13 protein-coding genes are annotated in these 11976 nt (G+C 39.3%); 4 read left to right on the plus strand and 9 right to left on the minus strand.

What is annotated here, in order from left to right; all coding sequences use genetic code 11:
* Positions 1–5 precede the first annotated feature (5 nt).
* Entirely contained in the window at positions 6–1418 is a 1413-nt protein-coding gene (locus tag I6G50_RS07600; RefSeq protein WP_197908411.1) for a glycoside hydrolase family 1 protein, read from the plus strand.
* Between the two features lie 64 nt (positions 1419–1482).
* On the opposite strand, the gene I6G50_RS07605 is transcribed toward I6G50_RS07600, so the two are convergent.
* From I6G50_RS07605 to typA, 8 genes are all read right to left on the minus strand, one after another.
* Complete coding sequence (locus I6G50_RS07605; RefSeq protein ID WP_197908412.1) at positions 1483–2343, minus strand: S1 RNA-binding domain-containing protein; 861 nt, start codon at positions 2341–2343, stop codon at positions 1483–1485.
* Between the two features lie 113 nt (positions 2344–2456).
* A complete protein-coding gene (gene frr / locus I6G50_RS07610) occupies positions 2457–3014 on the minus strand; it encodes a ribosome recycling factor (RefSeq protein ID WP_003134779.1) in 558 nt (185 codons plus the stop codon).
* A gap of 32 nt (positions 3015–3046) precedes the next feature.
* Positions 3047–3763, minus strand: a complete 717-nt coding sequence (pyrH, locus tag I6G50_RS07615) for a UMP kinase (RefSeq protein ID WP_003134781.1) — start codon at positions 3761–3763, stop codon at positions 3047–3049.
* Positions 3764–3853: 90 nt separating this feature from the next.
* Positions 3854–5047, minus strand: coding sequence for an acetate kinase (locus I6G50_RS07620; protein ID WP_003134782.1), 1194 nt, complete (start codon positions 5045–5047; stop codon positions 3854–3856).
* A gap of 128 nt (positions 5048–5175) precedes the next feature.
* A complete protein-coding gene (locus tag I6G50_RS07625) occupies positions 5176–6369 on the minus strand; it encodes an acetate kinase (RefSeq protein ID WP_197908413.1) in 1194 nt (397 codons plus the stop codon).
* An 84-nt stretch (positions 6370–6453) separates the two neighbouring features.
* The gene (locus I6G50_RS07630) at positions 6454–7389 is read right to left on the minus strand and encodes a class I SAM-dependent methyltransferase (RefSeq protein WP_197908414.1); all 936 of its coding nucleotides are present in this window, start codon (positions 7387–7389) and stop codon (positions 6454–6456) included.
* Positions 7390–7433: 44 nt separating this feature from the next.
* Positions 7434–7664 (minus strand): DUF3165 family protein, encoded by a 231-nt coding sequence (locus tag I6G50_RS07635; protein WP_003134788.1) that lies wholly within the window; start codon positions 7662–7664, stop codon positions 7434–7436.
* Between the two features lie 76 nt (positions 7665–7740).
* A complete protein-coding gene (gene typA / locus I6G50_RS07640) occupies positions 7741–9582 on the minus strand; it encodes a translational GTPase TypA (protein WP_197908415.1) in 1842 nt (613 codons plus the stop codon).
* A gap of 317 nt (positions 9583–9899) precedes the next feature.
* Between typA and I6G50_RS07645 the strand changes: the two genes are divergently transcribed.
* The 3 genes from I6G50_RS07645 to I6G50_RS07655 are packed head-to-tail and all read left to right on the plus strand — an operon-like array spanning position 9900 to position 11470.
* Positions 9900–10112: a YqgQ family protein gene (locus tag I6G50_RS07645; RefSeq protein WP_003134791.1), complete on the plus strand. Its 213-nt coding sequence runs from the start codon at positions 9900–9902 to the stop codon at positions 10110–10112.
* Complete coding sequence (locus tag I6G50_RS07650; RefSeq protein ID WP_003134793.1) at positions 10105–11073, plus strand: ROK family glucokinase; 969 nt, start codon at positions 10105–10107, stop codon at positions 11071–11073. The genes I6G50_RS07645 and I6G50_RS07650 overlap by 8 nt, the downstream gene beginning before the upstream one ends.
* A gap of 16 nt (positions 11074–11089) precedes the next feature.
* Entirely contained in the window at positions 11090–11470 is a 381-nt protein-coding gene (locus I6G50_RS07655) for a rhodanese-like domain-containing protein (protein WP_003134794.1), read from the plus strand.
* 32 nt (positions 11471–11502) lie between these two features.
* Here I6G50_RS07655 and I6G50_RS07660 read toward each other — a convergent pair whose 3' ends face one another.
* Positions 11503–11949, minus strand: a complete 447-nt coding sequence (locus tag I6G50_RS07660; protein WP_003134795.1) for a Dps family protein — start codon at positions 11947–11949, stop codon at positions 11503–11505.
* Positions 11950–11976: the final 27 nt, after the last annotated feature.

Genomic DNA, 11976 nt, shown 5'->3' on the forward strand with positions numbered 1-11976 from the left:
AACAAATGCAAATTAAATTCCCCGAGAACTTCTGGTGGGGCGCCGCCACAAGTGGCCCTCAATCTGAAGGACGCTTTAATAAACAGCATGCTAACATGTTTGATTATTTTTATGAAATACAGCCTGAAAAATTTTACCAACACCAAGGCCCCGACACAGCAAGTAATTTTTACAATGATTTTAAAAATGATATCCGCCTAATGAAAGAAGCTGGATTAAAAACGGTTCGTACCTCTATCCAATGGAGTCGTTTTATCGATGATTTAGAAAAAAATACTGTAAATCAAGATGCTGTAAACTTTTATAATGCTGTCATTGATGAATTCATCACCCAAGGTATCACTCCAATGATTAATCTTCATCATTTTGACTTACCTGTGGAGCTGTATCATAAGTATGGAGGCTGGGAGTCAAAAAAAGTTGTTAACCTCTATGCTGGTTTTGCCGAAAAAGCTTTTGAATGCTTTGGTGATCGTATCCAATATTGGTTCACCCATAACGAACCTTTGGTAGTTGTTGAAGGAGGCTACCTCTTCCAATTCCATTATCCGAATAAAATTGATGGGCACACGGCTGTTCAAGTGGCTTATAATTTACAATTAGCTTCAAGTAAAGCTATAGCTAAATACCGTGCGCTCAATTTAGACGGAAAGATTGGGATTATTCTCAACCTCACGCCCCCATACCCTTCCACTCAAGAGCCCGAAGATCTTCAGGCAAGTCATATTGCTGACTTATGGTTAAATCGTCTCTATATGGACGCTTCTGTTAAAGGTGAATTTCCTCAAGAATTGATTGATATTCTACAAAAAGAAAATGCGCTCTGGAACTCGGATGAAGAAGAATTAAAAATTATTCGTGAAAACAAAGTTGATTTGTTAGGCATTAATTTTTATCATCCTAATCGTGTCCAACGGCCGAAATACTCTGCTAATTCTTTGGCTGTAGATTTTATGCCTAATAAATTTTGGCAGGAATTTGTGCTCCCTTCTTGCCGCATGAATGTCGATAAAGGTTGGGAAATCTATCCTCAAGCAATCTATGATATCGCCAAAGATATTCAAGAAAATTATGGAAATATTGACTGGTTTATTTCCGAGAATGGAATGGGCGTTTCAAATGAAGAGAGATATATGAATAGTGATGGGATTATTGAAGATGATTATCGTATTCAATTTATTAAGGAACATCTCTATTGGCTGAATAAGGCGATGCTAGAAGGCAGTAACTGTTTAGGATACCACCTATGGACCCCTATTGATTGTTGGAGTTGGCTGAATGCTTATCGTAACCGTTATGGTCTGATTTCAACTAATATCCACACTCAAGTTAAAACCTTAAAAAAATCTGCCCACTGGTTCAGAGATTTGTCAGACAGTAACCAGTTTGAAGTTAGTCCGCTTATAGAAGAAACTTAAAAGAGTAAAAAAACACAAAAAAAGTTGGAATAATCTCCAACTTTTTTGTTATTTTCTTTAACGCTTAAAGCAGTTCTGTGCCTTCTGGCCCTTGTTTGATTTTTTTATTTTTCATCAAACCACCAAGTGCTTTTTTAAATTGTCCTTTGGAAATGCCAAAAGTTGCTTTAATCTCATCTGGTGTAGATTTATCATTAAAAGGCATCTTGCCGCCCATGCTGTCAAGATAAGCAAGAATCATCTGCGCATCTGCATCCAGCATTTCATAAGCACGTGGTTTGGCACTAAGATTCAAGCTACGGTCTTGATCACGGAAACCAATAACACGAACCTGAAGTTCTTGACCAATGCGTAATGTACCAAAAGATTCACTAGGATGGATAAAACCAAGCATGTTATTGTCTGGAAGGTAGACAAAAGCTCCTGTTTCTTTATTACGGTAAACAATAGCGCGTAAGTCTTGGTTTTTCATATTGTCATAGGCAGGACCTGACATTTCCCAGAAGTCCTGGTGCCAAGCTAATTTACCCCAAAGACGATCCTTCGCATCAACAACAATCTTAACAAAAAGCTTGTCGCCTTTTTTAGGCCACTGATTTTTGTCTTCCGGCAGAGGAAGATCATCAAGAGAAACGACAATATCCTTTCCAGCTAAGCCAATATCAACAAAGGCACCCAAGTCACGGCGGACATCGGTTACTGTACCCCAACCAAATTTTTCACGAGTTGCATTGGGCTCTTGTGTAGTCATACACATCTTGTCCGATTTGTCCATATAGGCAAAACCAGTCACGATATCTCCGACTTGATGTTCTCCTTCTGATTTTGCGAGACGAATGACATTGTCATCCTTTTGCAAAAAGTAAAATTGATCACCCTCAGCTGTGATGATAGCTGAAAATGTAGTTGCTAATAAATTATTCATTCTATTTCCTTAAAAACGGCCCCGCAGAGCCGTTATTTTCTGATTGTTTTCTTGCTCAAATTTGATCAGTAGAATAATATATCACACTACTGCTACCAGATTACTAGGCAAGCTTAAACATCCAAAAGTTCTTTTTCTTTTTCCGCAGCCATTTTATCTGCTTCTTTAACAGCATTGTCCGTTGCTGTTTGGATATCTTTTTCAAGCACTTTTAAATCATCTTCCGTGATTTCTTTTGCTTTTTCTTGCTTTTTCGCAGTATCAATGGCATCACGACGGATGTTACGGATGGCTACTTTAGCACCTTCGATATATTTGCCCATTTCTTTAACAAGCTCTTTACGACGTTCTTCTGTCAACATTGGGATAACCAAGCGAATAACTGAACCGTCATTTGCTGGTGTAATTCCAATATCACTTGCATTCAAGGCGTGTTCAATCTCTTTCAAGATTGTTTTATCGAAAGGTGTGATCATCAAAACACGGGCTTCTGGAATAGTGATTGAAGCCAATTGGTTCAATGGTGTTGGAGCTCCGTAGTATTCTACAGAGATACGGTCAAGCAAGCTGGCATTTGCACGACCAGCACGGATATGACCGAGGTCACGTTGCAAGCTGTTAAGCGAGTTCTTCATACGTTCTTTGGCATTGTCGATAATTTCGTTTGACATGATAGTTCCTTCTATTTTTTTACTTAATAATTTTATTCTACAGTTGTTCCGATTTCTTCACCGAGAACAACACGTTTGATATTTCCAGTTTCGTTCATATTGAAAACCACTAATGGGATGTGGTTATCCATTGACATAGTTGAAGCTGTTGAATCCATGACATGCAAACCTTTAGTGATGACATCCATATGAGTCAAGTTGTCAAATTTAACGGCTGTTTCATCAAGATTTGGATCAGCGTTGTAGACACCATCTACACCGTTTTTAGCCATCAAGATAACATCAGCATTAATTTCGGCTGCACGTAGTGCGGATGTTGTATCTGTTGAAAAGTAAGGTGAACCAGTACCACCAGCAAAGATAACAACACGTCCTTTTTCAAGATGACGTTCTGCACGACGACGAATATACGGTTCAGCTACTGCTTTCATTTCAATAGCGGTTTGAACACGAGTGGGTACACCTAACGCTTCCAGTGTATCTTGAAGAGCAAGTCCATTCATAATCGTTGCCAACATCCCCATGTAGTCTGCTTGCGCACGTTCCATGCCAATCTTTTCGCCGGTTACTCCACGCCAGATATTTCCGCCACCACAAACAATAGCCAACTCTGCCCCAAGAGCATATACTTCTTTAAGCTCTTCAGCAACTTTTTTTACTGTTTCTGGGTCGATTCCGAATCCTTTGTCCCCTGCTAAAGCTTCGCCCGAAAGTTTCAAAAGTACGCGTTTATATTTAATATCAGCCATAGTTACCTGTCTCTTCTCTATTCTTTTTTATCCCTACTATTTTACCATAAATTTAATTCGAAAAAAAGACCAGAAGGTCTTTTAAAAAGATTATTTATTTTTTGCTGCTTCGACATCACGCGCAATAACTAGTTCTTCATCTGTAGGAATAACCAAAACTTTTACACGTGATTCGGGTGTTGAAATAATACCATTGGCACCGCGGACATTTTTTTCTGGATCAATTTCCATACCAAACCATGAAAGGCCTGCTACAATATCACGACGTGCATCTGTATCATTCTCACCAATACCTGCTGTAAAGATCAGAGCATCTGCACCATTGAGCACACCAAAGTACTGAGCGATGAATTTTTTCAAACGGTCAATAAACATCTCATAGGCAAGCATAGCTTTTTCGTCACCTGAATTACGCGCTTCTTCAAGGTCACGCATATCACTTGAAAATTCAGATACACCGAGCAAGCCTGATTTTTTATTGAGCACGTCAATAACATCTTGAGCTGAACGCAAGCTAGGATCACTTTCAAGCATATATGAGATAACTGATGGATCCATTTCACCTGAACGTGTCCCCATCATTACACCTGCCAAAGGAGTGAAGCCCATTGAAGTATCCACAGATTTTCCACATTCAATAGCTGTAATAGACGCACCGTTACCGATGTGAGCCGTTATTAATTTTAACTCCTCAAGTGGTTTTCCAAGAACTTTTGCTGCTTCACGAGAAACATACATATGTGATGTTCCATGCGCACCGTATTTACGAATAGCATAGTCTGTATAGTATTTTGTTGGTATTGGATAACGGTAAGCTTTTTCTGGTAAAGTCGTGTGGAAAGCTGTGTCAAATACAGCGACAGCAAGCGCATCAGGTAGAAGTCGCTTAAAGGCTTCAATCCCCAAAACATTTGCGGGATTATGTAAAGGTGCTAAAATCGAAAGGTTTTTTATTTCTTCGAGAACTTCTGGTGTTATCACAGTAGAAGTCTTGAAAAACTCTCCACCAGCCACAACACGATGACCAATAGCTGTTATTTCGCGGAAACTGCTGATCAGTTTAAAGTGTATTAACTCGTCCATCAGGAGCAAGACTGCTTGACGGTGATCCACAATATCTTGTTCTCTTTTGTGCACTTGCTCATCAAATTTTGTAGTTGAAATAGAGTCCTTCAAGCCGATACGCTCGAAGATACCTTTAGCAATAACTTTTTCTTCAGGCATATCATAGAGTTGCCATTTTAGTGAAGATGAGCCAGCATTAACAGCGAGTGTTTTTTCCATATTTTAAAAATCCCTTTCAATATGTAAGTGTTTTCTTTTATCTTACCAGTATAACATAAGTCTAACGAATATCAATATATTATTAATAAGGCCATATAAAAAAATGGCTTTTACTGAGCCATTTTTCTTTATTTTGTTTTTGCTGACTCAACGTCACGCGCAATAACAAGTTCTTCATCTGTTGGGATTACAAAAACTTTTACACGTGATTCTGGTGTTGACATTTCTCCTTCAAAACCAAGCACATTTTTAGAAAAATCAACATCAATGCCAAACCATGACAGGCCTTTAAGAACACCTTCACGTACGGGAGCTGAGTTTTCACCAACACCTGCAGTAAAGACAATAGCATCTGCTCCATTCAAAACAGCCAAGTATTGTCCGATAAATTTTTGAATACGATCCACATACATTTCAAAAGCCAAGGTCGCGTCTTCGTTTCCTGCATCACGGGCTTCGATAATTTCTCGCATATCTGAGGAAAGACCTGATACACCGTACAAACCAGATTCTTTATTCATCATATTGACAACATCTTGAGCATCTTTAAGAGCATCATCATTTGCAATAAGATAAGGGAATACAGAAGGATCCATATCTCCTGTACGTGTTCCCATCATGATACCTGCTAAAGGTGTGAAGCCCATTGAAGTATCCACAGATTCTCCACCTTTAACAGCTGTAATTGAGCCTCCATTACCGATATGGGCAGTGATGATTTTAGTGTCTTTAATATCTTTGCCTAACATTTTTGCAGCTTCTTGAGCAACAAACATGTGTGACGTTCCATGTGCACCATATTTACGAACAGCATTATCTGTGTAATATTTTTTTGGCAATGGGTAGCGGAAAGCTTTTTCAGGCATCGTTGTGTGGAAAGCTGTATCAAATACGGCCACTGCTGTTGCATCAGGTAAGAGTTCCAAGAAGGCTTTGATTCCTGCTGCATTAGCTGGATTATGCAAAGGAGCAAGTGGTGCAAGTTCTTCGATTTGTTTCAAAACTTCTTGGTCAATCAAAGTTGATTGTTTGAAGATTTCTCCCCCAGCAACCACACGGTGGCCAACTCCTGTAATTTCAGTAAATTCTTCCACAATATGGAAACGTTTCAAGTCTTCAAGTAAAATGTGCACTGCTTGCGTATGATCGACGATATCAAGTATACGTTCTTCTTTTTGATCATTAAATTTCACAGTTGTGATTGAATCTTTCAAGCCAATGCGTTCAATCAAGCCTTTTGCAAGAACTTTTTCTTCTGGCATTTCGTACATTTGCCATTTCATTGATGATGAACCAGCATTAACCGCAAGAGTTTTTGTCATTTTATCTATCCTTCTTCTTTCAAATTTCTATTAAATTATATCACAAATCCAAAGTGATGACAGTGAACGGGCAGAAGTTTTTGGTCAAATCTTCACATTTTTCACAAACTCAGACATAAATTCTTGCAAAAGAGCACGGTCGGCTAAATCAGCGAGTGGGTAGACAAATGTAGGTGTATTACTTTGTTTTTTACTTAACAAATAAATTGACTTCCCAGCCCCTTTAAATAGAGAAGACGGCAATGTAACAACTGCTGCCACATGAGCATTGTCTTTTATCCAATTCTTCAAAAGTTCTGATTGGGCACTCGTTAAAAGGTTATCTGGGGCGAGGAAGAGAGCAAACCCTGTCTCTTTAAGATACTTGAAAGATTGTTCGATCATCAAGTGATGTACATAGGTGTGTTCTGACTTATCGTGCACTTGAAAATGACTGGCTGTTTCGTCATCAGGATAATATCCCACAGGCAAATCACTGATTACCACATCCACAGCTTCTAGGGCTTGGGGTTTCACAGCATCTATTTGTGTGAAGCTCGCATCCGTACCCATCACTTCTGACATTGAGGCAGAAAGATCCAGTAATAAGTCATCCACTTCAAAACCAACATAGTCCAACTCTTTTTGCATATGAACCAGAAGAGTCTCTGCTAGATTTCCCGTGCCTGAACCAAACTCTAAAACACGAACTTTATGATCTTTGTGGAGATCTTCAATAATAAAATTAAAGATAAAACCAATAGAATCAGGTGTGAGATTATGATTTGCTTGCATCGGTGCTATACGTGAGCCTTGAAGCAAAACAAATTGGAAGAGTTTTTGCCATTCGCCTTTGCTTAAGTTCATCGCACGCACTTTATCATTATTTTCTTTTGTAATTTCAGCAAATTCCAGAGCACCGAGATAGGCGGCATTTTGTTCCACAAAAGCATCGTAAAAATCCGTCATAAGTTCTGCTTGGATTGCCATGATATTATCAAGTACGAGTCCAAAAGCTTTTTCGATTTTTTCTATATCCATATAACCTCCAAAAAATAGCCTGCCAGAGACAAACTATTTCTTTTTTATAATTTTTCAATTTCTACGAGTGCCTTAAAAGCAAGAACTAAGAGGGCAACTATCATTGCTATTTCATATAAGGCTGCACGGTGGCTAACGGCTTGACCGATGGCCACAGCTACGATTAACACAGACACAGCAGCAAAAACAAAGATATCTGTACTTCTTCGAACATCTTTAGGCATTAAAAAGATATAGCCTAAGGCAAATAAAACTAAAAGTATCAGATAAAACATGTTTTCCTCCCTATATATTGCTTGACGGAGCTTCTCTCAGATTATTCATTGTGCTAAAGCACTTGTTTCAAATCTATTATTCAGCAGTTTTTTTCTTTTTAGTAGCTTTTTCACGCATTGCTTTGTCAAGGATTTGTTTACGCAAGCGAATAGATTCTGGTGTTACTTCCATGTATTCATCATCGCCCAAGAATTCAAGTGATTCTTCAAGTGACAAGATTTTAGAAGCGTTAAGAACTGAAGTTGAATCTTTATTAGATGAACGTACGTTTGTTTGTTGTTTAGCTTTTGTTACGTTAACAGTCAAGTCGTTATCACGTGAGTGTTCACCGATAATCATACCGCCGTAAACTTCTGTACCAGCATCAACAAAAAGTGTACCACGTTCTTGTACGTAACCCATCGCGTAAGATGTTACAGAACCTTGGTCCATAGAGATCAAAGCACCGCGGCTACGTCCACCGATTGTTCCTTTAACCATTGGCATATATTGGTCAAATGTGTGGTTCATGATACCATAACCACGTGTCATTGACATAAATTCTGTTGTGAAACCAATCAAACCACGTGCTGGAACTAAGAAGACCAAACGTGCTTGACCGTTACCTGTGATTTCCATATCCAACATATCACCTTTACGTTCTGAAAGGGCTTGGATGATAGAACCTTGATATTCTTCAGGTGTGTCGATACGAACACGTTCAAATGGTTCACACTCTACACCGTCGATTTCTTTAACGATAACTTCTGGACGTGAAACTTGAAGTTCATAACCTTCACGACGCATTGTTTCGATAAGGATAGACAAGTGTAATTCACCACGTCCTGAAACGATCCATTTATCTGGTGAATCAGTATTTTCAACACGAAGAGATACGTCTGTTTGAAGTTCTGCTTGCAAGCGTTCTTCAACTTTACGTGCAGTTACCCATTTACCTTCACGGCCAGCGAATGGTGAGTTATTTACAAGGAAAGTCATTTGAAGAGTTGGTTCGTCAATGTGAAGCACTGGCAATGGCTCGATTGTATCTGTTGGAGTTACAGTTTCACCAACGAAGATATCATCCATACCAGAAACAGCAATCAAATCTCCCGCTTTTGCTTCTGTGATTTCTTGACGGTCAAGACCGAAGAAACCAAAGAGTTTTGTAACACGGAAGTTTTTAGTTGAGCCGTCAAGTTTAGACAAAGTAACATTGTCCCCAACTTTGATTGTTCCACGGAACACACGACCAATACCGATACGTCCAACGAAGTCATTGTAGTCCAAAAGTGAAACTTGGAATTGCAATGGTTCGTCAGAGTTATCTACTGGAGCTGGGATGTGTTCAATAATTGTGTTGAAGATTGGATCCATTGTTGCTTCTTGATCAGCTGGGTTATCACTTAATGAAGATGAACCGTTAATTGCTGATGCGTAAACTACTGGGAAGTCCAATTGATCATCATCGGCACCAAGTTCGATGAAAAGTTCCAATACTTCGTCAACAACTTCTTGCGGACGTGCAGATGGTTTGTCAATTTTGTTTACAACAACGATTGGTGTCAAGTTTTGGTCCAATGCTTTTTTCAAAACGAAACGTGTTTGAGGCATAGTACCTTCGTAAGCATCGACAACAAGCACAACACCGTCAACCATTTTCATGATACGTTCTACTTCACCACCGAAGTCCGCGTGACCTGGTGTGTCCAAGATGTTGATGCGTGTGTCACCGAATTCTACGGCTGTATTTTTAGCAAGGATTGTAATCCCGCGTTCTTGTTCAAGGGCGTTAGAGTCCATAGCGCGTTCAGCAAGGTTAGTACGGGCATCAAGAGTTTGAGATTGTTTAAGCAACTCATCAACCAAAGTTGTTTTACCATGGTCGACGTGGGCAATAATCGCAACGTTTCTGATGTTTTCGCGTAATTTAGTCAATTTATTTCTACCTATTCTTTCGAAAAATTCATACGGAAATCGCGTCTCCGTAGCTTGAACGCTAGCTTTTATGGTGCGCCCAAACAATATATCAGATTTATTATAGCACACTTTTTGTCAAAGGCGAAAATGCACGCGTTTACAAGTTTTGTAAGGAATAAAAATGAGAAAAATTCACTGCTTTCTACTATGCACATTTTATTTTAAGCGCTAAAAAAATTACCAGCGTCAAGTCTCAAAGTCAGGAAAGGTAAAATACATCTTCCTAAAATCTTTCAACACTTGAAAACCGCTTACAGTTAAGGTAAAATAGAACAATGGAAACACTTTATGATGTACAGGAATTGTTAAAGAAATACGGTTTTATTAATTTCATGACCAATCGCTTAGATGCGATTTATTTTATGCAACAGGAACTTACAAAAATGGTTGACCAAGGTATCTTTGAGAAAAGCGATAAAGATTATCTTACCGCTCAGCTTATTTTGCGTCGTGAAGAAAGAATTGAGAAGGAAAAACTAAATGGCTAACAAAATTATTGGTATTGATCTTGGTGGAACATCTATCAAATTTGGTATTCTGACACTAGATGGAGAAGTTCAAGATAAATGGACTATCCCAACAAATGTTCTCAGCGACGGCAAGCACATCGTCCCTGATATTATTGAATCTATTAATCATCGTCTCGATCTTTACAAATTGGATAAATCAGACTTCATCGGTATTGGTATGGGGACACCAGGAACTGTTGACATTGAGTCGGCGACAGTTCGTGGTGCATACAATCTAAACTGGGCGGACGTCCAAGAAGTTGGAGTCCCAATCAGCCAAGGAGTTGGTCTTCCTTTTGTCCTTGATAATGATGCCAACGTCGCTGCATTAGGCGAGCGCTGGGTTGGTGCTGGTGAAAATCAACCTGACGTTGTCTTCATCACTTTAGGAACTGGTGTTGGTGGCGGTATAGTTGCAGCTGGCAATCTCATTCATGGTGTTGTGGGTGCAGCTGGGGAAATTGGTCACATCGTCGTAGAACCTCACAACGGTTTTGCATGTACTTGTGGAAATTCAGGATGCTTAGAAACAGTTACCTCTGCTACTGGTGTAGTACGTTTAGCAAGAAAGTTTGCTGAAGAGTACGAAGGTGACAGTCACATCAAAGCAAGCATTGACAACGGTGAAGATGTCACTTCTAAAGACATCTTTATGGCTGCTGAAGCTGGCGATGCCTTTGCACTTAGTGTGGTTGAGAAGTTTGCATACTACCTTGGCTTTGCTTGTGCAAATCTTGGAAGTACGCTCAACCCTGCTGCTATCGTTATCGGTGGTGGAGTATCTGCCGCGGGTGAGTTTCTCCGTGCAAAAGTAGAAACTTATTTCCAAAAGTACTCTTTTTCAACTGTCCGTGACTCAACAAAAATCAAACTTGCTGAACTGGGAAATGATGCTGGCATCATCGGAGCAGCAAGCCTTGCTTTAAAATTTAAAAAATAATCTTAGGAGAAAATAAATGATTTGGATCATTGACATCTTACTTATAGCTATCATAGTCGTCTTCTTTATCTACCCACGTTGGACACTTAAACGTAATGCCAAAGTAGTAGAGCAACCAGAATTCGAGCGCTTGATGGCTACATCGCAGCTTATTGATATACGTGAAGCTGCGGATTTCCGTGCAAAGCACATCCTTGGAGCTCGTAACCTCCCTGCTTCACAAATGGAACAAAGCTTGAATGCTATAAGCAAAAATAAGCCTGTTTTACTTTATGAAAATGGCAAACCTACTGCTTCAGTAAAAGTTGCCAAACAACTTAAAAAAGCTGGAGTCCCAGAGGTTTACATCCTCAAAGCAGGCTTGAACAGCTGGTCTGGAAAAATTAAAAATGGATAATAAAAAAAGACCTACTTGAAGGTCTTTTTTTATTATCCGAGTTCTGCATCCAGCATCCAGATTGTTTTCTCAACATCACCGAGGGCTACTGTGTAGAGATCAACAGTAACTGCATCTCCTTCAGACTCAGCTGTATCTATGCCTTCTTGGAAAAGTTGTGCCAAGTATTTATAAGTATCTAACACACCATGTAAACGTTCAGACATTGATTTATCCCAAGTTGCTGTCTCAAGTTGAATCTTCGATTTTTCATCAAATTCCTTAAGCGTCGAAACAGGTGAACCACCAATAGTAATCAAACGTTCCGCGAACTCATCTAAGTGTTCGTTGAGCCCATCCATGAACTCGTCCATTTTAGGATGCAAGTTCAAGAAACCAGAACCACGCATGTACCAGTGTGTTTGGTGCACAAGAGCTGCAGCTTTAGATAGATCAGCAACAGTTTGATTCAAAACTTCTTGTGTTTTTTCCTTTGACATAGAAACCTCCAATTTTTTATTTCTATT

Source organism: Lactococcus garvieae, from assembly GCF_016027715.1.
Classification (GTDB): domain Bacteria; phylum Bacillota; class Bacilli; order Lactobacillales; family Streptococcaceae; genus Lactococcus; species Lactococcus garvieae_A.